Genomic DNA, 21,822 nt, shown 5'->3' with positions numbered 1-21,822 from the left:
CTCAAAGAAACCCCCTGGCTTTGGGAGGGTGTGGGTTTAATTTAATTATTTCTGAAAGAATGGGAGGGAAGGAAACCCTCTGGAGATTCTGTGGAGGGAGTCCTTCATTCTTCCATTCTTTCCTTCCTTTCTGTTCTTCTAACTTTCTAAAACTCTTTTAATTTCCTCTTCGGCCCAGGCTATGGCCGTTTTAATCGGGGTTCCGTTTACAACTTTAGCAACCATATTAGGCAAGATGTATAAATTATCGATCCGTTGGATGTAGGGATTGGGCGGAGAAGGCCAGCCCTGGGAGTGAGCAAATCTGGCTTCCCCAGGTAGAATTTTAAACTTCGGATTCTCCATCCACAGGGGATGATTCTCATAGGCTTTGAAAACCCCCTGACTGAATCCCTCCCCTGCTATCATTAACTCCACATAGTTTTCGGGTTCTATCAAGTATTGAAGGAAGGTTTTTGCCAGTTCTTGATTTTTTGAAAACCTCCAAATTCCCAGTTCATGGATAGGAAGTGCTACAAATCTTCCGGCAGGTCCTTTGGGAGTCGAGTGAATACCGATTTTGTTGGCAATATCCATTTTCTTGTCAACGGCGGATAAGTAGGCACTGATGGGATTGTGGATCCAGCATCCCTTTCCGGATATAAGAAACCGGTTATTACCGGCATCATCCCAGGATAGGACTTCTGGATCCATAGCTTCTTCATACAAACTCTTATAATACTCCAGAGTTGTGACCGTTTCGGGAGAATTTAAAGCGATGGTTTTTCCGTCTGCTTCCAGAACCTTCCCCCCAAATCCCCAGAGAACTGCCCAGAAAGTGTTATAAGCATCGGTACACTGGCTGATAGGAATTCCTACCGGATGTCCTTGTTTCTTCAAAATCCGTCCGGCATTTAAAAGATCTTCCCAACTATCGGGAGCCTGAAGCCCCGCCTGTCCGAAGAGGTCCTCCCGGTATAACCCTGGAAAGGCAAACCAATACCAGGGAACCGCTTTCCATGAGTCCTTTACAAAAGCCCCCTCTTTAGCAAAGGAATAGAACCCGCCTTGTTTTTCCCCCAACGCTACGACGACATCGTCCACATCTATTAAATGTTCGTGATAAAGCCAGGGAGATCCTTCGGCCATCCAAACAATATCATGCCCGGCCTGGGCGTGAATCTCCGAAGCTAATTTAGCCGGAATTTGCAAATGGGGCATGTGGTCTACTCGAACCACGACTCCTGCTTCTCTGGCAAATCTGGCAGCTACTTCTTTCAATTTTTCATCAAAGGCCGGAACAAAATGATTCCAGCTAAGCATGGTCAGCTCAGGAGTTGTTGCTGTAACCTGAGCAGGCCGAAAAATAGCAAAACTGGATAACCCTGCCAGGGTTCCGGCCATCCTTTTAATGAATTGGCGACGGTTTATAAGTAAATGTTCCATAGTTTAAAAGCCTCCTTTAAACCCCATACCATATCTACCCTATAAAGAAATGAATAAAAGTTTAACCATACTAGCAAAAGACCTGGAAGGCTTCAAGTAAATTCTTTTCTCACGCTTAATTCTTTGGACCTGGGTGTCCTGTTATTAACCTTGACGAATTCCCAGGGTATGATGTAAATAAAAGCATACCGGGTTGCATGGGTTTGAATGAAACCAGAAGATTTATTGAGTTAAATTTTTTAAACCACCATGACGTCTAATAAAACAAAGCCTGTGGTTGCCATCATCGGACGGCCTAATGTGGGGAAATCCACCTTATTTAACCGACTTATCGGAAAACGAAGGGCGATTATTGAAAATCTGCCGGGAGTTACACGAGATCGGATTTATGGAGAATGTGAATGGGTGGGTCACAGGTTTGATGTAGTCGATACAGGGGGACTGGAACCAGAATCCAAGGATAAAATGCTTTCTCTGATGCGTCGGCAAACTCAGATAGCCCTGGAGGAAGCCGATGCCATTGTTTTTCTGATGGATGCAAAAGAAGGGCTGGTTCCTTCAGATTATGATGTGGTTCAGATCCTCAGGAAAGTTAATAAACCAGTCTTTTATGTAGTAAACAAAATCGATAGTTCCAAGCAGGAAGATAAAGTTTTGGAGTTTTATAAGCTGGGAGTTGACAAAATTTATCCTATCTCGGCAGAGCATGGCTACCGACTGGATGAACTGTTAGATGCTATCTGTCGACAACTTCCTTCTCAGGATAACCTCCCGGAAGAGGCGGAAGCGGAATCCATTAAGATAGCCGTCGTTGGAAGACCCAACGTGGGAAAATCTTCTCTGGTAAACTATCTGTTAGGAGAAGAGCGGGTTTTGGTGGCTGATGAACCCGGTACCACCCGGGATTCCATCGATACCCCGATTATCATTAACGGACGAAAATATATTTTGATTGATACTGCCGGAATTCGACGGAAAAGTCGTATAAATCAAGCCGTTGAACGATATAGTGTAGTCCGTGCCTTTCGAAGTCTGGAGCGAAGCGATATTGCTTTGATGATGATTGATGCCGGGGAAGGGGTTACAGACCAAGATGTGCGTATTGCCGGACATATCCACGAGGCCGGTCGGGGATGTATCCTGGTGGTCAATAAATGGGATCTGGTTGAAAAAGATCACCCTTCAACCCAACCCTATATAGAAAAGATCCGACAACGGTTTAAGTATCTCGATTATGCTCCCATCCTCTTCATTTCAGCTTTAACAGGGAAGCGGGTTTTTAAAATCATAGAATGGGTAGATCGGGTTTTTGCCGAGTATACTAAAAAAGTCTCTACCTCTGAGTTAAATAAAATTTTAGAGTCGGCAGTTAAAAACTTTCAACCGCCATCCTTCCAGGGGCGATATGTAAAGCTTTTTTATATCACTCAGGTTAACATCAAGCCCCCTACCTTTATTATATTTTGTAATTATCCCCAGGGAATTCATTTTTCTTATAAGCGGTATTTAGAGAACCAGATTCGGGAGCATCTAGGCTTTGAAGGTACCCCGATTCGGCTTATTTTTCGAGGGAGACGAGAATAAGGAAGGACGTGGAGATATGAAGACGCGGTGATATAGGAAATCTCCATATCACCGCGTCTTTATGTCTCTGGATCCTATGAAGTGAGCAGTTCTATGATAAAAGTACTCGTGAGCGATGGACTCTCACCCGAGGGAGTTGAAATTCTTCAGAAAGAAGGCATCGTAACCGATGTTCATACCAGTATGTCTCGAGATGAGCTGATTTCCTGTATCCAGGAGTATGAGGGGCTCATCGTAAGGAGTGCGACCAAAGTGGATGCTGATGTCATTGAAGCCGGAAAACGCCTGCGGGTCATCGGTCGGGCAGGAACCGGATTGGATAATATTGATTTATCGGCGGCCAGTAAGAGAGGGATTGTGGTAATGAATACGCCCGGAGCCAATACCATCACCACAGCCGAGCATGCCCTTTCCATGATACTGGCCCTTTCTCGAAATATTCCTCAAGCTAATGCCTCCATGAAACAGCATAAGTGGGAACGGAAAAAATTTGAAGGGGTAGAACTCTCCGGAAAAACATTGGGCATTATCGGAATGGGTCGTGTCGGTTCAGAGGTTGCTAAACGGGCCATGAAAGGTTTTAATATGCGGGTCATTGCCTATGATCCATATATCTCCACAGAGCTTGCAGCTAAAATGGAGATAGAATTGGTGGAATTGGATCGGCTGTTCCGGGAGTCGGATTATATTTCTCTCCATGCTGCCTTGACTCCAGATACCCGACATCTTTTAAACGCAAAAACCCTGGCTCAAGTAAAAAAAGGCGTTCGAATCATCAACTGTGCACGGGGAGAGATGATCGATGAGCAAGCACTCTATGAAGCCCTCCAATCGGGTCATGTGGCCGGTGCGGCTTTGGATGTTTTCGAGGAGGAGCCTCCGCCACCCCATTCTCCGCTTATCGCGCTGGATAATGTCATCTGTACGCCCCACCTGGGGGCTTCTACTAAAGAAGCTCAAATTAATGTTTCCATCGCCATTGCCGAGCAGTTTGTCAAGTTTTTAAAACAGGGTATTCCTTTCAGTGCCGCGAATTTTCCTTCCATTCCCCCGGAATCGGCCAGCTATTTACTTCCTTTCCTGTCTTTGAGCGAAAAATTGGGAAGCTTTGTTTCCCAGTGGTCCGAAGGACATATGGAGGAAGTCCAGATTCAGCTTACCGGTGAGATTTTAAAGCACGAAACCTCTTCTATCCCGGTAGCCGTTTTGAAGGGATTGCTAGATCCTATTACTTCCTCCAACGTAAATTTTGTCAACGCGCCCATCATCGCAAAAGAACGTGGCATTCACGTGGTCGAATCCAAAATCTCCAGCAGCGAAGATTATGCCAGCCTAATCACGGTAACCCTTAAAACCGATAAGAAAACTTACTCGGTCGCCGGAACTATTCTCGGAAAAAAGGAATTGAAACTGGTCCGGGTCGATCACCTCCATGTGGAAGCAGATCTCCAGGGGTACATGTTAATCCATGTCAACAAAGATATACCCGGAATGATCGGTAAAATTGGAACTATCCTCGGAGATGCCGGAATCAATATTGCAGGAATGCAGTTGGGACGGGAGAAACGGGGTGGAACGGCCATCAGTATCCTCACGGTAGATGATTATGTTCCCGAAGAAGTGCTGGCCAGACTCCGACAAATCCCGGAGATGCAGGTGGTTAAGTTGATTAAGATTTAAAAGTTGATTAAGAATTAAAAATAGCTTTTTTTAATTCTTTTATCTAAAAAAACAGAGAAAGAAGGAGGTCCCAGAGAACATTTTTACTTTTCCCACCCTCCCTTCCCAGGGGTTCTAAATAGGCTTATAAAAAGAAGTTGGAAGTAAGATCCTTAAGCCATCGGATTAAATTCCTGATGGCTTTTGTTTTTATTTTAAACATTTTTCTTGACACGTCTACAACTATTACGTAACCTACGTTATCGTCGGTGGGGTAAAGTGAAGTAAAGTGTAGCAAAGTGTCGTGGAAAGGAAGATAGGGAAGGGTGATGTATGTTCCGAGGTCGATACGATCACACACTAGATCCAAAAGGGCGGTTCAACCTTCCTGCCAAATACCGCGAGATACTGGCTGAAAAGTACAACGACCAACTTTACCTGGTGAGCCTGGCCGACGGACAAAATCTTCGAATCTATCCCCTCAAAGAGTGGGAAGAAGTGGAAGCTAAGATCGCACAGCTTCCCTCCATGGATCAACATATCGATAGTTTTATGCTCCAGGTTTCCTATTACAGTTGTGAATGTACCCTGGATAAAGCAGGCCGTGTTCTGATTCCCCAAACCTTAAGGGATCATGTGGGTTTGACCCGGGATATAACCTTGATTGGAAAGTTGAAATTTATTGAGGTCTGGGATAAAAATAAACTTATAAGTAAATTAGAAGAGACGAAACATCATACAGAAGAATTTAGATCTTATTTAGCCGGAATCGGGATATGATAGAACCCGGGAGTTAGAGGTCAGAACAGGCTGACTTTGGACTCCTGACTTCTGAAAAATGATCCATGTTCCCGTGCTTCTCAAAGAGGTCCTCAGGGAGCTGAAGGTTGAGGAGCCGGGTTTTTATTTGGACTGTACGGTGGGAGTGGGAGGGCATGCAGAAGCAATCCTTAAACAGAACCCCGGTAATCGGGTTATAGGAATTGATCGGGATGCAGAAGCTTTACGACTGGCTAAAGAGAGGTTAGCACCCTTTGGAGAACGGGTTCAACTTTATCATGGAAATTATAAAGACGTCGAGGAAATTTTAGAGTTGGCAAGGGTGGTATTTCTTCGCTCTGGAGAAGAAGAGATAAAGGCAAATCGGGCTTATTTGAAAGGGGCCCTGTTCGATTTAGGGGTTTCCTCTCTTCAGCTAGATCGTGCTGAGCGTGGTTTTAGCTTCCAAAAAGATGCTTTTTTAGATATGCGGATGGATCAAACCCAAAAACTTACCGCTTTCGATGTGGTCAACAAAGCATCTCAAGAGGAGCTTCAGGAGATTTTTTCTAAATGGGGAGAGGAGCGCTGGGCCCGATCCATCAGTCGAAAAATTGTTGAAGAACGAAAAGCCGGAGAGATTCGAACGACGGGTCAACTTGCACAAATCGTGCAAGCTGCAATACCTAAACGGTTTCAATCCAAAGGAATTCACCCGGCCACAAAAGTCTTTCAAGCCTTGAGAATTAAGGTTAATCAGGAACTAGATTTTTTAAAAGAATCCTTAGAACGAGTTGTTTCATTTCTGAAAACAGGAGGAAGACTTTGTGTCATATCGTTTCACTCCCTGGAGGATCGAATAGTTAAAGAGACTTTTTTGAATCTGGCCAAGGGGTGCCAGTGTCCGCCCTGGTTTCCAACCTGTGTGTGTGGACGAAAACCCGTCATACGTATTGTCCATAAACGTCCTATAACACCTTCGGAAGAGGAGCAGAAAGAGAATCCTCGTTCCAGAAGTGCTAAATTAAGGGTAGCGGAGAAGATATAAGTATATAGCAGGCAGGGGGTTGGAAGTAACTGTTTTTCTCCTACAACCTGTTACCTGCTAGATTAAGCCGGTCTGGAGATGACACTGGTTTTTGCATGGAGTTGCTTATAAAGATCCAAAATCAAGGGCCACTGTCCTACTCCTCCTTGGTGGTTCATGATTTTTGGTTGCGAACAAATCACAAGTAAGGCTTTGAACTCTTGCTTTTTACCTGTGCTGCTAAATGATCCTGGAGCTTCTCCCATGCAAGATCAGTGTCATCTTTAGACCGGCTTAGTCCATAAAAAGGTCCTTCTCTGGGAGTTCTCCTTATAAAACAACCGGAAAGGATGAGATAAAATGGTAAATGGATGGTTAAACCGTCCCGGTGGATAAAACGATCCATCCTCCAGGCTAAAATGGACAAGAAAAAAGGAGCTTATAGCTTTCGGCAATTTCTCCCTTACAGTATTTGGGGTCTGTTGTTGTTAGGGGTTCTGCTATTATATGTGGAACAGCAGATTCGTTTAAATACCTTAAATTATGAGATTATTGCCTTAAAAGAAAAAAAACGAAAGCTCGAAGAGGAAAAAAAGGCTTATGAGCTTGAATTGAACAGTTTAAAAATACTCACCTCAATCGAATCTAAAGCCAGGCAGCAAGGTTTGGTCCTTCCCAAAAAAGGACAGATTCAATTTGTAGATATCAAAAAGATGGTCAACCATGAATCATCAGAAAATGGAGAATAAGCGGGAAACAGAAAATAAAATGGGTAACGCCCGAACGGGGGCTGAGTTTGCAGAGGCCCGAAAACGTATTTTATTGCTCATGGGCATTACCTTTCTCTGTCTGGGAGCTATTGCTTACAGGTTGATTCAGGTGCAGGTTATAGATCGAGAGTGGTATCAACAGCGAGGGGCCAAACAGTCCGAAGGCCGAATCCGGTTATTACCGGTAAGAGGTAAGATACTGGATCGAAAGGGAAATATTCTTGCAGTAAGTTTAAATACGACCTCGGTTATCCTGAAACCATCGAGCCCTACCGGCAATTCGGTGCCAACTTCTACAGGTTCTTCAGAAGGGGAATCGATCCAGTACATTAAGCGCAAGTTGTCACCGGAGGAATTTGAAGCCTGTTGTGAAGAAAAAGCAGGTCCTGGAGATAGAAGAAAACCTTCGGGAGAAAATATCGTTCTGGTTCCGGATACAAAGCGATTTTATTCCCAGAAAAATTTAGCGTCTCATGTCTTAGGATTTGTGGGATGGGATGTAAACGGCTATGATAATAAAGGATTGGAAGGAATCGAGTTTTTTTACGATTCTTACTTAAGGGGAAAAGCTAAATGGCGTTCCATTCAAACAGATGCCAGGAGAAATTCACTACGGAGTTGGGAACTCACCGCCTCCAATTCAGGTAATCATGTAATTCTGACCCTGGATAAAAACATCCAGCATGTGGTTGAAAGCGAGTTAGAGAAGGTTTTTGTCGAAACCCATGCCAGGGGAGGATCGATTATTGTCATGAATCCCCACACCGGGGAAATCCTGGCTATGGTAAATAGGCCGGACTTTAATCCTAATAGTTTTCAGAATTATGGACAGGACCGGTATCGAAACCGGGCCGTTACCTGGGATTATGAACCCGGATCCACCTTTAAAATTGTCCAGACTGCCGGGGTTTTGGAGGAGAAGCTGGCCCGACCCGAGGATATTTTTGATGGACAAAGAGGGGCCATGGGTTTAGGTGGACGTATTTTTAGAGATTGGCGGGCATTCGGCTACCTGACGTTGGAAGATATTCTGATCCATTCCAGCAACATCGGAGCCATCAAATTGGGTCGATTGCTGGGAGAAGAGCGCTTTTACCGGTATATCAAGGCCTTTGGGTTTGGTGAGAAGACCGGAATCGATTTACCCGGGGAAGTAACCGGAACTGTCCACGAGCTGGACAAATGGTCTGAGGTATCCATCGGGGCTATTTCCATAGGACAAGAAGTCTCGGTAACCCCTATTCAGATGACTCTGGCGTTTGCCACCCTCGCTAATGGTGGACTCCTCATGAAACCGTTTATCGTAGACCATATTGAAGACGCGGAAGGGAAGTTGGTTTTTAAAAATCAACCCCAGGTGGTTCGTCGGGTCCTCTCGAAGGAGACGAGTGCTATCCTGACCAGAATCTTGACCCAGGTAGTTGAAGAAGGAACCGGTAAGCGGGCAGCCACTCCAGGTTATCGGGTAGCCGGTAAAACAGGAACAGCTCAGAAGTTTGACTTTATGACTTCTAATTATTCAAATACCCGGCTAGTAACCTCTTTTATAGGTTTTGCGCCGGCTGAAAATCCTAAGATTGTAGTCTCGGTTATTATCGATGAACCGGAAGGAGAATCTCCTTGGGGCGGAACCATTGCAGCCCCTGTCTTTAGAAGAATCGTAGAGCGGGTCCTTCCTTATCTGGAGGTTCCACCGGGTGAGGAACGTGAAGCAACAGAAATGTTAGGACGTGCTGACACAGAGATGCGAGGGCATAGAGACACGGGAACACAGGGACGTGGGGATGCAGAGGCCGCTGTCCTACTACCCATGCGTCAGATGGCTGCATCGCAATGACTTAAGGTATTATAAAGAAAATGAAAATAAAAAAACGACAGAATAAAGAACTACAGAGATATAGAGATACGAGAGCACGAGGATACAGAAATGCGGAGACCCGAGAATACGGGGATATAAAGATGGACCCTGTATCCCTGCGTCCCCGCGTCTCCGTGTCTCAAAAACCCCGTGTCTCCACAGGTATGGCTAGGCTGATCGACAACATCTTAACGGCTACTCAGGGCAGACTTCTTCAAGAGTTAAAAACCGGGGAACCAGATGGCTTTTCCATCGATAGTCGTACTCTAAAACCCGGTCAAGTCTTTATAGCCCTCATTGGAGAACGATTCAACGGCCACGATTTTATTTTAGAAGCTCTTCAAAAAGGAGCAAAGGGAGTTATTCTCAGCGACGAAACCTCTTTCCATCGTTTGCAAAGGGAGGCTTTAAACCCGGATTTCTTTGTCATTCAAGTTGAAGATACCCTCCGAGCGCTTCAAAATCTGGCTCATTTTTATCGCATGCAATACCGCCACATACCCCTCATCGGAGTTACCGGTAGTAATGGAAAAACAACGGTTAAAGAGATGATTGCCTCCATTCTGAGTCAGCGTTATATAACTTTAAAATCTCAAGGAAATTGGAATAACTTAATCGGGCTTCCTTTATCCCTCCTATCCCTGACAGATGCCCATGGAGCAGGGGTTCTCGAGATGGGAATGAGTAAAGCCGGAGAGATTAAACGCCTGGCCGAAATAGCAGAACCCGATGTAGGAATTATTACCAATATCAGTGGAGCTCATTTAGAATTTTTTGATTCTATTGAAGCCATCATGAAAGCAAAGGTGGAGCTCATTCAATCTTTACCCCTGAATGGAGTAGCCGTACTTAATGCGGATGATACTTTTTTCCCTTCTATGGTTCAAGAAGTCCGATGTAAGTTGATTACCTTTGGAATTAATTGGGAAGCGAATGTGTCGGCCACGGACATAATTCTTTCCGAAAATAAAACCTATACCTTTAACCTTCGGATTAATGGAGGAAAATGCTCCATCACCCTTCCTGTCATGGGCTATCATAATATTTACAATGCGCTGGCTGCAGCCGCAGCAACCCACGCCCTTGGGCTAAATCTGTCGGAAATTCAGCGGGGGTTAGAAAATTTTCAATCGGCTCCCATGCGCATGGAAACTATTTCTCACAAAGGGATCCTCATTTTAAATGATGCCTATAACGCCAACCCCAGCTCTATGAAAATGGCCTTGAAAACCTTAAAAGAGATCCCAGGGGTCGGGCGAAAGATTGCGGTCCTCGGAGATATGCTGGAATTGGGAAGGTGGAGTGAAATGGCCCACAAGGGAGTTGGAGAAGCCGTTGCAGACCTGGGGATCGACCTGCTTTGGGTTTTGGGTCCCTATTCTCAGTTTATTGCTTTGGGAGCCCGGGAAAAAGGTATGGAGCCGAACCGCATATTCCTGGCAGACTCCCACGAACAAATTATAGAAAAACTCCAGCACGAACTAAAGGAAGGTGATACCGTACTGATCAAAGGTTCTCGGGGAATGAAAATGGAGAAGATCGTTAAAGGATTGATAACGACCCACTGAACCCGGAATTCGGCGAATACGTAACATGCTTTACCATCTCCTTTACCCTCTTCATGTCTATGAACCTCTTTCCTTTCTAAGGATTTTTAGATATATCACCTTTAGATCCTTTTGTGTGACCCTGACGGCCCTCATTATCAGTTTAGCTTTGGGGTCCTGGATTATCCAAAAATTAAGGGAATATCAAATTGGCCAATATATTCGAGAGGAAGGACCCACTTCCCACTACAAAAAGGCAGGGACTCCCACTATGGGAGGAATTTTGATCCTTATTGCTGTTATCATACCTACCCTGCTCTGGGCGGATTTAACTAATCCCCATATCTGGATCGCTTTAATTTCTACCCTCAGCTATGGGGCTATCGGTTTTGTAGATGACTACCTGAAGGTCATCAAAAAACGGTCTTTGGGTCTCAAGGCCAGATATAAATTGGGGGCTCAGGTAACAGTAGCCCTGGCTATTGGGATCTACCTCTATGTTAAGGCCGATGGCTTTTTTTCTACCACACTGAGTATTCCTTTCTTTAAAGAAATTCAACCCGATTTGGGTATTTTCTATATCGCTTTGGTCGTCCTGGTAATCGTGGGGACTTCCAATGCAGTTAATTTAACCGATGGATTGGACGGACTGGCTATAGGGCCTACCATTATCGCCGTTTTGACCTATGCCGCTTTGTCCTATCTCTCAGGAAATGCCATCATCGCCGAATATCTAAATATCTGGCATGTTCGGGGAGCCGGTGAGCTTACGGTTTTTTGTGGGGCTATCTTCGGGGCCGGATTAGGATTTCTATGGTTTAATACCTACCCGGCCCAGATCTTCATGGGAGATGTCGGCTCCTTAGGTCTGGGAGGGGCTTTGGGAACTGTTGCGGTTCTGACCAAACATGAGCTGCTGTTGGTTATCATCTGCGGTTTATTCGTCGTAGAAGCTTTATCGGTTATTATCCAGGTAGCCTCGTTTAAATTGACCAAAAAAAGAGTCTTTCGTATGGCCCCCCTTCACCATCATTTCGAGCTGCTAGGCTGGCCAGAACCTAAAGTTATCGTTCGGTTTTGGATTATCGCGATTATCCTGGCTCTAATCAGTTTAGCCACCCTGAAACTACGTTAATCCATCGATAAGGGTCTGTTATTCCACCATTTATGATGGTATTATCTCAACTCTCCCTACAAAGCATCCGATGAGGGATAACAAACAAAGGTCCCTGAATAAGGGACGACGAACAAGCCAGAACGGACAACAAGGCAACGAACCCCAAACGAAGGATAATATCTTACTTATTACCGTCCTTTTACTCATGGGAGTGGGCCTTGTTATGGTTTACAGCACCAGTGCCATCTATGTGAGTAGTAAATTCGGAGGGAAAAACTCTTTTCTCTTTTTAGAAAAGCATCTGATCGTACTGATACCCAGCCTGTTTAGTCTGATTCTTTTTAGCTATATTCCCTACCCTTACCTGCGCTGGTTAACCTACCCTTTTCTGACTCTGGCTTTCACGTTACTGGTACTTACCCTGTTCTCAAGTTTAGGGGTAGTCCTCAACAATGCACGACGTTGGTTAAGTATTGGACCGGTCCTCTTTCAACCCTCCGAGTTTGCAAAGCTGGCCTTGATTCTTTATTTTTCCCATGTCTTGAGCAAAAAACAGGAGAAGATTAAAAGTTTTTCTAAAACTTTTCTTCCAGGACTAATTATTTTAGGTCTTTTCTTCGGCCTTATTTTCAAACAACCGGATTTAGGAACCAGTATCAATTTGGTTATCATCATTCTAGGACTTTTTTTTGTGGCCGGGATTCCCCTGCGATATATTCTGGGTCTTTTTCTGATAGCCGGGCCGGGACTCGGCTTTCTTATTTGGCGAGTTCCCTATCAGCGGGAACGTCTTTTGGCCTTTTTGAACCCCTGGAAGGACTCTATGGATTCGGGATACCAGCTCATTCAGTCTTTAATTGCCCTGGGGAACGGAGGGATCAGCGGAGTGGGTTTGGGACAGGGGCATCAAAAATTGTTTTATCTACCAGAGCCTTATGCCGATTTTATTTTTGCAACCATCGGTGAAGAATTAGGTTTACTGGGAAGTTTTTTGATCCTGGGGCTTTTTGGTATCTTAATCTGGCGTGGAATTCGGATTGCCTTACAAGCACCGGATCTTTTCGGGATGTTGATGGCGATTGGACTTACCTTACTCATCGGAACCCAGTTTCTCATCAACCTGGGGGTCGTCACCGGACTGCTCCCCACCAAAGGGCTTCCTCTTCCCTTCATCAGCTACGGAGGTTCTTCCCTGTTAGTCTGCTCCACCAGCGTGGGAATTCTATTGAGTATTTCCCGCTATAGTTCCAAAAAAGTAACCAGGAATGCAGAAAATAAGTAATCTTTTTGTGAATTGCGAAAGCGCAAACCGAAGGTCGAAATCTGTTCCCTGCCGGTCCATTGCGCGAGGCAGTTGGGACAAGAGTCGGCGGTGAGAGATCACCTATTTCAACCAGGGGGGGTCTAAGGGACCGTCGACGAGCGTGTCCGGTTCCACTACGTTTACTCCGAAGCCGTGAAAATCATTTGGATTCAGGGTAAGCACAAACTCAATCCCATAGAGAGCCATGAATGCTGCAATCCGTGCGTCATAAGCACGCTTACCGTGGATGGCAGCTTGCTTTGCTAGTCGCAGCCACCGTTCGAAAAGTCCAGGATGCTCAGGATGAAGTTGAAAAAGCTCACACAACCGGCTGATGTGATAAGCAGCCTGGTCTGGTGACCAGCCGAGACCGTTGTTTTCGAATGGATACTAGAACTTTCCAAAGGATATCTATGTTTTTCAGGAAACCCGTTTTTTCCGTTAAATTCAAAAAATAACCCTTGACCCTTTCCAGAAGGTTTAATACCTTAAAGCCATGGAACCTACGTGTATTTATCTGCCCAGTAATTTTGTCATCGCCGGGGGAGGGACCGGTGGACATATTTATCCTGGAATTGCTTTAGCTCAGGAGATCCGCAGGCGTTTTCGGGAATGGGAGGTTATTTTTGTAGGGACCGAAAAGGGGCTTGAAGCCAAAATTGTTCCTGGGGAGGGATTTCCCTTCAGGGTCATTGACGTGGCAGGGCTCAAAGGGGCTACATTTCTGCAAACGCTGAAATCTTGCTTGAAATTGCCGCGCTCTTTTCTCCAGGCCATAGGGTTGCTCAAGGAATTGAATCCGGTGGGTGTCTTGGGAACCGGAGGTTATGCCTCTGGACCGGTGGTTTACGCGGCTTATTTTATGAGAATTCCCACCATGATCCTGGAACCCAATGTATATCCGGGTTTGACCAATCGCCTGCTCAGTAAATCGGTAGATAAAATTGCCATCTGTTTTCCTGAAACCGAAAAGTTTTTCCCTAAAGGGAAGACGGTTTTGACCGGTAATCCGGTCCGTCGGGAAATTATTCAGGCCGGGGAAACATTTCCTCCTTTAAAGGATGGAAAGCTCCATATTCTCATATTCGGAGGAAGCCAGGGGGCCCACAAAATCAATATGGCTGTTTTGGAAGCTTTACCTTATTTGGCTCCCTGGAAGAATTCTGTTCATTTTATTCATCAAACCGGAGAAGCCGATTTTGATCGGGTTGTGGAAGGTTATCGCCTGGCAGGATTTTCAGGAGAGCTTCAAAAGTATATTGACTCTATCCCTCAAGTGTATGCCAGAACCCATTTAGTTATCTGTCGTGCTGGGGCTACAACCATCGCAGAGCTGACGGCCTGTGGGAAACCGGCTATTCTGGTTCCTTACCCTTACGCAGTTTACAACCATCAAGAATTGAATGCCCGAAGTCTGGTTGCTGCCGGAGCTGCTGAAGTCATCCTGAATCAGGATTTATCGGGAAAAGTTCTGGCCGAGCATCTGATAACTTTTATTAAAAATCCAGAAAAATTAAACGATATGCACATCCGGAGTAAGGCTCTGGGTAGAGTAGATGCAACCGAGCGGTTGTTAAAAGAAATGATTAATATCCTTGAGATGAAATCAGTTTAACCTCTCCTCTGGCCCTTTCCCCGGATCGCTTGAAAGGGCAGTTACCAGATCCCCTGTACCCTGTTCAGGTTGGGTCCTTTTGGCTGGAAACAGGCTGGACGAGGGAAGGGGAGTTGGAGGGGGTAGGTCCAAAAACCTGCCCCGGAAAGGGGACAAAGGGGATGTTCAGGCCGAAAATAAGGCTTTTCCCCTTCTTAGCTTGATGGGTAGGTAGTTAAAAAGATACCCTTGAAAACGCCCAGATCGGAAGGGGCCGGGAGATCGGGTTATGCACATGAAATATAATCCTCAAAGCAGGATCTTAATTTACGCAGAAGGAGAATTTGCACGAGGACACTCTAAAACTGCAGAAGGCATGATTCGATATGGAAAAAACCCCATTGTGGCTGTTGTCGATAGTACCCGAACGGAGAAGGACGTAGCAGAGGTAATCGGCATAGGAGCAGGGATTCCTTTCGTTAAAAGTATCTCAGAAGCCCTGGTGTTTAAACCCGAGGCTTTATTACTTGGCATAGCTCCTCGCGGCGGGGGGCTGCCTCCGGAGTGGCGAAAGGATATTTTGTTTGCCTTAGAGCACGGAATGGACATCATCAGCGGCTTGCATTACATGATTGAAGATGATCCGGAATTTGCAGAAGTGGCTAAACGCCATAACAGAAAAATCTGGGATGTGCGAAAAGCACCCGATAATTTACGGGTAGGATCTGCCCTTGCCGCCGGTGTTCCCGCTCAAATCGTCTTAACGGTGGGAAGTGATTGTGTGGTAGGAAAAAAATCCACCGTCATTGAAATTGCAAAACTTGCCAATCAGCAGGGACGAAAAGCAATTTATATCCCCACGGGGCAGACAGGAATCATGATAGCAGGTTTTGGGATCGCCATTGACCGGGTAATTGGAGATTTTATGTCAGGTGCTGCCGAGCAACTGATTTTAGAAAATGCTCCAGGTCATGATTTAATCCTGGTAGAAGGTCAGGGCTCTGTTCTCCACCCCGGATACTCCGGTGTAACCTTGTCACTCCTCCATGGTACAATGCCTTCCCACATGATCCTTTGTCATCAGCCTACCCGTAAATATATCCGGGATTCGAAAATCATCATTCCCCCGTTAAAGGAAATCGTGGCACTTTATGAATCCCTTTCTTTACCTATTAAGAAGGCTAGAGTCATCGGAATCTCCCTCAATTGTTTTGATCTCACAAAGGAAGAGGCCCTTCGAGAGATCGAGAAGACCGAATCTCTAACGGGATTACCCACAACGGATTGTATCAAATTCGGTGCACAAAAATTATTAGATGCCATTAACTGGGCCCGGGGATAGATAAAAGGAGAAAGCCGGGGGATGGAAGAAAGGATGCGCTTCCACTCTCCTACTTTCTCCTACCCTTATGCTTTTACAGGAGCTTTTGAAATATATTCCCGATGTCCACTGGATCAGTGGACGTGTTGATATAGAAATAAAGGGTCTTACCTATGACTACACTCAGGTAAAAAAGGATTTTCTCTATGTAGCCATGGAAGAGTATTTGATCCATAATATCTGGATCGACGGTCACAAATACATCGAAGAAGCCCTCCAGAGAGGAGCAAACAGCGTGGTTATGGAGAAGGATATCCCTGTAACAACCCCCTGCACCCGAGTACGAATAGGGGATGTAAAAAAAGCCCTTGCACGGATGGCCGATAAATTTTATGGCTATCCCTTGAAGGGGATGAAGGTTATTGGGGTCACAGGGACCAATGGAAAGACCACTACGACCCATTTGATCCGGGCAATCTTCAAAGCCGGTGGACATAAACCGGGTGTTGTGGGAACCGTCGGATACTTTATAGGAGATGAGAAATTACCCGCGATTTATACAACTCCCCTTTCCTTAGATCTTTTCCACTTGGCAGCTCAAATGCGGGATCATCAGGTGGATATCTTCATTATGGAAGCCTCTTCCCACGGATTGGACTTAGATCGAACCTATGGAATCGACTATGATGTGGCGGTCTTAACCAATGTAACCCGGGATCATCTGGATTATCATAAAACGGTAGAGGCGTATAAAAAAGCCAAAATGCGCCTTTTCGAAAGCCTTGGGGCCTATGAAAAAGAACAGGTAATCGGAATTATTAATGCCGATGATCCCTCCTGCTCTCTGTTTGTTCAGGCCACCCGGGCTCCGGTTTTAACTTACGGAATTCAAAATCCCTCAGATATCCAAGGATACGATATTCACCTGGGGCCTATGGGAACTTCCTTTAAGGTTCGATTACCTCAGGACAGGCACCTGGAAATCAACTTAAAAATTCTGGGCTTATTTAATGTGTATAATGCCTTAGCCGCTATAGCCGTGGGATACTCCCAGGGATTGAGTCTGGAGGCCATTCAAAAAGGGATCGAAGGATTTACCAGTATAGAGGGCCGATTTGAGATGGTCGATTGTGGCCAGGGATTTCCGGTCATTGTAGATTATGCCCACACACCCGATGCGCTGGAAACCATTCTAAAGACGGCGCGAGGTATTAAAACCGGGAAACTCATTACCGTATTTGGATGTGGAGGAGATAAAGATAAAGGGAAACGACCTCTTATGGGAGCTATTGGCACGACCCTGTCGGATTATTGTTTGATTACTTCAGATAATCCTCGTAGCGAAGATCCCTGGGCCATCATTCGAGAAATCGAAGCCGGAATTAATCCAGGAACCGCCTGCCCCTTTGAGTCCATTGTGGATCGTCGAGAAGCTATTCAGAAGGCCCTAAGTCTGGCTCAACCAGGAGATGTGGTCGTTTTAGCCGGAAAAGGACACGAAGCTTATCAGATTATCGGAAATCAAAAAATACCGTTCAGTGATAAAGAAGAGGTTAAAAAATTTTTTGCAGCTAAATCTAAAAATCAGATCAAAAATTAAAAAAATTTGGAAATTTTTATTGGCAGGGACTTTCCGCGAAAATGCCCTACCCATGAGGTTTTTCATCAAACTTATAACCCCATTATTTATATTTTTTTTTATTTATCTATAAATTTTTGTTGACTTTATAATCCTACCTTGTCTAAATTCCTCTTCCTAGAGGGATCTGAACCCCCAGGGTAATTAGATCCCTTTCTCCTTGGGTTTTGCCGGCGCAAGGAGTCAACAGTGTTCCTAATTAGCTTTATTTTTCTTACAAGGAGGAGTAACTTATGAATAAAGGAGATCTTGTTTCAAGAGTCGCTGAAGCAGCAAATTTAACCAAAGCCCAGGCTGCAAAAGCCATTGATGGAACCATTAAAGGCATCATGAGTGCCCTACAAAAGGGAGAAAAAGTGACCCTGGTAGGATTTGGAACTTTCTCTGTGGCAAAACGGAAAGCGAGAATAGGAAGAAATCCCAGCACAGGTAAAGAGCTGAAAATTCCGGCCAAACAGGTTCCTAAATTTGTTGCCGGAGCTAAACTTAGAGAAGCAGCAACCAAAGCTAAAAAGTAGAGAGTCCGTTGTTAAGCTGAACCCATAAGCTCTCTACCAAAAGGCCAGAGCCGTTTAGGTGTCTGGCCTTTTTTATAATACCCCATCTTCGGTGAACATGTTGCAGAAAGAGTAGAGCAGCTATACAAAATTGTTCTTATACTAAAGCAAATCCGGCCGTTTGCTCCTTCAATCTGCCATCAGTAACCGGTACAAAATTACTAAGGATCGGCAGGGGAGTTACTGCGGTAGCCCGAAAGGGTTGGAAGATAGAAAAATTGGATAAGCCGATAGTTGTACCGGCTACTTTTAATGAAATGATATTCCCGTATCTATAGGTATCACAGCCAAATATGTGACCTCCTGCTACATCCTAACGGAAAAGCTAAGCTGCGGGAAGGGGGCGAACAGGACGTGGTTTTCAACCCCTTCCCTCCGCGCCCCCTTCCCGTCAGCTTCAGTGTGTGTTAGGCGAGCACTCCACCCCTCCTTCGCTTGACTCGATACTGAGCTTGGGGAGACTCGCCTGCAAGCCTGTTTCCCTTAGCCAGACCTACTGCTTACCAAAGTACCTGGATGGAATACATGGCAAATATCGGATCTTTGCTAACCAACACAGCACCTTCAACTTTCGCTTGAGCAATCAACAGACGATCAAAGGGATCTTTGTGATGGGATGGCAACTCTCCCAGCGTCAAAACGTGTGTGAGCGTAATAGGAAGCACTTCGATATTATTAGTTTGCTGCTGACTTTCAATCATTTCTGCTAAAGGTAAGGTAAGCCTCAACTTGTCCAGTTGGAGTTTGATCTGCATCTCCCACACACTTGCAACACTAAGCAATACACTATTCCCTCGATCTTGACACAGAACCAGAGCTTGTGGTGAAAGTTTGCTTGGTTCACTGTCCCACCAGATGAAGGTGTGAGTATCCAAGAGTAACTTCATGGAGCACCTGTCCAGAATTCTTCCGATAGAGGTTCATCGAAATCATCACTCGTCCAGATAGCTCCAGCATGTAATCCTGCCACGCGTGGGGCTGTAATTGGTACCAAGCGAGCAATCGGCTTACCCCCTTCAGTAAGGATGATTTCTGTACCTACAGCTACTAATGACAATATCTCTGTTAAGTTCGTTTGTGCTTCACGCACGTCAACCATTTTCGTATCCATGGTTGCTTCTCCAAATCTTACTATATATATCGGAATCCTTATATGCCTAAAGCGGAGGACGCTTCCAACCTCCTAAAGTGGTTTCGATATGCTGAGCTACTGCCAATGCCACGTCCTCACGCCAGGGACGAGCCACCACCTGAACACCAATGGGCAAACCTTCAGGCGAAGTGCCGCCCCGAACCACCACACCTGGCCATCCAGTCACATTATAGGTTCTCGTGTAACTAAAAGTGGGGAGCTTGTCACGCCAGGTATCGTGGGGTATAGCAGGATAGGCGTTCACGGGACAGATGATTACATCATACTTCTCCATGAAGGAAAGCATGGCACTACGGAACGAGGATCACTTGAACATTAATTCCCCGAACTGGACGTTCGTCATTGCATTGGGACGTAATCTCTTCTCCAGCGTCCACTGCATGAAGGAGTGCATCTCGGTTGTTCCAGCCATTTGGAGCAATCTTTGTACCCAAGCACCGCCGTCTGCTGCAAAAAGGCCGCCGTAGATCTCGGCGTGCTGCTCAATACCTTTAGGACGCGCTTCCTCCACAGCCATGCCTGCCTCGGAGAGAACTTTTGCGGTTGCCTTCACCACTTCAATAGTCTGGGGTGTAGGAGTCGCAATACCGTTATCCGTGTGGAAAGCCACCCGCAGGCTCTTGAGATTAACGGCTCTAGGATCACCAAGCGGCATCGGGATGATCTCCGGATCGACCCAGTCTACGCCGACAATGACTGGAAGTGTCAAGATCAGGTCTTCTACGAACCGGGCCAATGGACCAATCTGTGTTAGCGCACCCATCGCCCCACCAAAGGGGATAATATGGCCTGTCCTGGGCACTCGTCCTGAGGTTGGTTTGATACCAGTGATGCCGCAGAAGTGGGCTGGTAATCGGATGCTTCCCCCAGTGTCACTCCCAAGGTCTAAAGACGACCCTCCTGCCGCAATAATGGCTGCTGCACCCCCACTACTGCCACCAGGAGTACGTGATAGGTCATAGGGATTGTTCGTACGCCCATAGACCAAGTTGTCGGTTTCAAAAGCAAGTGTCAGCTCTGGAGTGTTGGTTTTACCTAACAGAATTGCCCCTGCAGCCCGTAGTCGTGCCACAGGAGGTGCGTCTTGAACCGGCACAAAGGAAGCACGCCCTTTAGTACCCCCTGTGCTGATGATACCTGCTGTGTCCAGAGAATCCTTTATCGTTATCGGAACACCATGAAGCGGCCCTTTGATGTCCCCTTTTGCAAGAGCGGCATCAGCTTCGCGAGCCTGGGCACGGGCTGCATCCCCTGTCAGTTGCACGACCGCGTTAAGCTTGGGATTCACGGCTTCGATGCGCTTGAGGTAGGCATTGATCACCTCTTCCGAAGAGACTTTTTTGGCACGAATAGCTTGTGCTAGCTTGGTCGCCGATGTATAAATCCATTCATCCGACGTTGTCTCTGCGTAGACTAATTCATTAACCGGCTTAGCAAGGAAACACGAGACCGACGGCGGGAAAGCTGCAAGCACGGCTGCTACACCTCCGTTGCTCAACAAAGCCAGAAACTTCCGGCGCGACAACCCAAGTGGCGCAACTCTTTGCCACAGCAATTCAACTTGTCTTTCTTCTAAATCTACCGTTTTGCTCATATTAACCCCCTGCATCTATATTACGAACGCCTAACGCGCAGCATCAGCGGCGGCGCGGAGCGCCGTCCGCTGGATGCTGTTGTTAGGCGTGGCACGCATGAATCAAGCCGCAACAAATCTCTCTATAACCATTGCCATCTCGCCGGGTACTTCATACATGGGAAAGTGACTCCGCGCTTCTAGCTTCGAGACCTGGAACCACGGATGCGCGGCACCAAACGACTGCTGTGCGGCCAAGTATCCCGGGTCTTCTGGCTGGGCATACAGGTGTAACACCGGCACAGGAGGGTCGAGGCTGGCCAGGGCCTGGAGGGGGCTCCCGGCCTTCGCATATGCACCGCTGATCTCGCGGCCCGCGCGCGCCCACATCTCAAAGGGGTAGGAACCCATATCCTCCCGCACATAGTGGGTCAACGCAGGAATGTCCAGTCCCTGAAGCCACATGGAAAAGAGTTGTTCGCGCGTTTGCTGCCATCGCGCAGGATCCTGGAGCGATTGCAGCGCCCCAAGAAAGGGCGGCGGCGGGTCCAGAACGATCCAGTCTAGCAGCACGAGCTTGGGGATACGAGCACCCAGCCTGCGGCGCAGCTCGATAGCGACCCAGCCCGCATGGGACAGCGCGACCGGCAGCACCAGGTCCGCCTGGCTCGCCTCGATCACGGCGAGGGCATCGGTAGCGAGGTCACCGGCGCCGAAATCATCGGTGGGTCTCTCCGACTGTCCATGCCCGCGCCAGTCGATGGCAAGTGTGCGCCTCCATCGGACGCAACGCCGGGCGAGTTCGTCAAAGACCCTGCGACTACCACACCAGCCAGGCATGAAGAGGAGCGCCGGCTCTCCTTGGCCCTGGTCGTCGTAGCTGATGCGTATTCCCTGCGACTGAACTTCTGGCATTTACGTCCCTCCGTTTACGCC

18 protein-coding genes and 1 pseudogene are annotated in these 21,822 nt (G+C 46.5%); 13 read left to right on the top strand and 6 right to left on the bottom strand.

The genetic code is table 11. The features are described from left to right. Positions 1-138: 138 nt before the first annotated feature. On the bottom strand, positions 139-1,425 hold the full coding sequence (locus VNM22_21350; protein ID HWP49716.1) for an extracellular solute-binding protein: 1,287 nt from the start codon (positions 1,423-1,425) through the stop codon (positions 139-141). A 249-nt stretch (positions 1,426-1,674) separates the two neighbouring features. Between VNM22_21350 and der the strand changes: the two genes are divergently transcribed. From der to ftsW, 9 genes are all read left to right on the top strand, one after another. After that, positions 1,675-3,009 (top strand): ribosome biogenesis GTPase Der, encoded by a 1,335-nt coding sequence (gene der / locus VNM22_21345; GenBank protein HWP49715.1) that lies wholly within the window; start codon positions 1,675-1,677, stop codon positions 3,007-3,009. Between the two features lie 93 nt (positions 3,010-3,102). Beyond that, on the top strand, positions 3,103-4,689 hold the full coding sequence (serA, locus tag VNM22_21340) for a phosphoglycerate dehydrogenase (protein ID HWP49714.1): 1,587 nt from the start codon (positions 3,103-3,105) through the stop codon (positions 4,687-4,689). A gap of 312 nt (positions 4,690-5,001) precedes the next feature. Beyond that, positions 5,002-5,448, top strand: a complete 447-nt coding sequence (gene mraZ, locus VNM22_21335; protein HWP49713.1) for a division/cell wall cluster transcriptional repressor MraZ — start codon at positions 5,002-5,004, stop codon at positions 5,446-5,448. A 58-nt stretch (positions 5,449-5,506) separates the two neighbouring features. Next, positions 5,507-6,475, top strand: coding sequence for a 16S rRNA (cytosine(1402)-N(4))-methyltransferase RsmH (rsmH, locus tag VNM22_21330; GenBank protein ID HWP49712.1), 969 nt, complete (start codon positions 5,507-5,509; stop codon positions 6,473-6,475). 398 nt (positions 6,476-6,873) lie between these two features. Beyond that, positions 6,874-7,203, top strand: a complete 330-nt coding sequence (locus VNM22_21325) for a hypothetical protein (protein ID HWP49711.1) — start codon at positions 6,874-6,876, stop codon at positions 7,201-7,203. Continuing rightward, complete coding sequence (locus VNM22_21320; GenBank protein HWP49710.1) at positions 7,178-9,061, top strand: penicillin-binding protein 2; 1,884 nt, start codon at positions 7,178-7,180, stop codon at positions 9,059-9,061. Before VNM22_21325 ends, VNM22_21320 begins: the two co-directional genes overlap by 26 nt. Before the next feature lie 20 nt (positions 9,062-9,081). Continuing rightward, positions 9,082-10,650 carry a UDP-N-acetylmuramoyl-tripeptide--D-alanyl-D-alanine ligase gene (murF, locus tag VNM22_21315; protein ID HWP49709.1) on the top strand — a complete coding sequence of 523 codons (1,569 nt, stop codon included), beginning with the start codon at positions 9,082-9,084 and terminating at the stop codon, positions 10,648-10,650. 25 nt (positions 10,651-10,675) lie between these two features. Then, positions 10,676-11,764: a phospho-N-acetylmuramoyl-pentapeptide-transferase gene (gene mraY / locus VNM22_21310; GenBank protein ID HWP49708.1), complete on the top strand. Its 1,089-nt coding sequence runs from the start codon at positions 10,676-10,678 to the stop codon at positions 11,762-11,764. 70 nt (positions 11,765-11,834) lie between these two features. Then, on the top strand, positions 11,835-13,028 hold the full coding sequence (ftsW, locus tag VNM22_21305; protein ID HWP49707.1) for a putative lipid II flippase FtsW: 1,194 nt from the start codon (positions 11,835-11,837) through the stop codon (positions 13,026-13,028). A 102-nt stretch (positions 13,029-13,130) separates the two neighbouring features. On the opposite strand, the gene VNM22_21300 is transcribed toward ftsW, so the two are convergent. Further along, positions 13,131-13,376, bottom strand: coding sequence for a hypothetical protein (locus VNM22_21300; GenBank protein ID HWP49706.1), 246 nt, complete (start codon positions 13,374-13,376; stop codon positions 13,131-13,133). 169 nt (positions 13,377-13,545) lie between these two features. Here VNM22_21300 and murG point away from each other — a divergent pair, with 169 nt between their 5' ends. The 4 genes from murG (at position 13,546) to VNM22_21280 (ending at position 18,121) form a co-directional block, all read left to right on the top strand. Then, complete coding sequence (gene murG / locus VNM22_21295) at positions 13,546-14,664, top strand: undecaprenyldiphospho-muramoylpentapeptide beta-N-acetylglucosaminyltransferase (GenBank protein ID HWP49705.1); 1,119 nt, start codon at positions 13,546-13,548, stop codon at positions 14,662-14,664. A 268-nt stretch (positions 14,665-14,932) separates the two neighbouring features. Beyond that, positions 14,933-15,985, top strand: coding sequence for a DUF1611 domain-containing protein (locus tag VNM22_21290; protein ID HWP49704.1), 1,053 nt, complete (start codon positions 14,933-14,935; stop codon positions 15,983-15,985). Between the two features lie 85 nt (positions 15,986-16,070). After that, positions 16,071-17,564: a UDP-N-acetylmuramoyl-L-alanyl-D-glutamate--2,6-diaminopimelate ligase gene (locus VNM22_21285; GenBank protein HWP49703.1), complete on the top strand. Its 1,494-nt coding sequence runs from the start codon at positions 16,071-16,073 to the stop codon at positions 17,562-17,564. A 272-nt stretch (positions 17,565-17,836) separates the two neighbouring features. Continuing rightward, positions 17,837-18,121 (top strand): HU family DNA-binding protein, encoded by a 285-nt coding sequence (locus tag VNM22_21280; protein ID HWP49702.1) that lies wholly within the window; start codon positions 17,837-17,839, stop codon positions 18,119-18,121. Between the two features lie 539 nt (positions 18,122-18,660). Here VNM22_21280 and VNM22_21275 read toward each other — a convergent pair. The 4 genes and pseudogenes from VNM22_21275 to VNM22_21260 form a co-directional block, all read right to left on the bottom strand. Further along, on the bottom strand, positions 18,661-19,047 hold the full coding sequence (locus tag VNM22_21275) for a type II toxin-antitoxin system VapC family toxin (protein ID HWP49701.1): 387 nt from the start codon (positions 19,045-19,047) through the stop codon (positions 18,661-18,663). Next, on the bottom strand, positions 19,044-19,271 hold the full coding sequence (locus VNM22_21270; protein HWP49700.1) for a type II toxin-antitoxin system prevent-host-death family antitoxin: 228 nt from the start codon (positions 19,269-19,271) through the stop codon (positions 19,044-19,046). Before VNM22_21270 ends, VNM22_21275 begins: the two co-directional genes overlap by 4 nt. 46 nt (positions 19,272-19,317) lie before the next feature. Beyond that, positions 19,318-20,907 (bottom strand): annotated as a pseudogene (locus VNM22_21265) (amidase). A 102-nt stretch (positions 20,908-21,009) separates the two neighbouring features. Further along, positions 21,010-21,801, bottom strand: coding sequence for an alpha/beta hydrolase (locus tag VNM22_21260; protein ID HWP49699.1), 792 nt, complete (start codon positions 21,799-21,801; stop codon positions 21,010-21,012). Positions 21,802-21,822: the final 21 nt, after the last annotated feature.

This window comes from Candidatus Limnocylindrales bacterium (genome assembly GCA_035559535.1).
Taxonomy (GTDB): Bacteria; Moduliflexota; Moduliflexia; order Moduliflexales; family JAUQPW01; genus JAUQPW01.
Note: the sequence above shows the minus strand (reverse complement) of the source record. Positions and strands in the feature narration are given on the sequence as shown.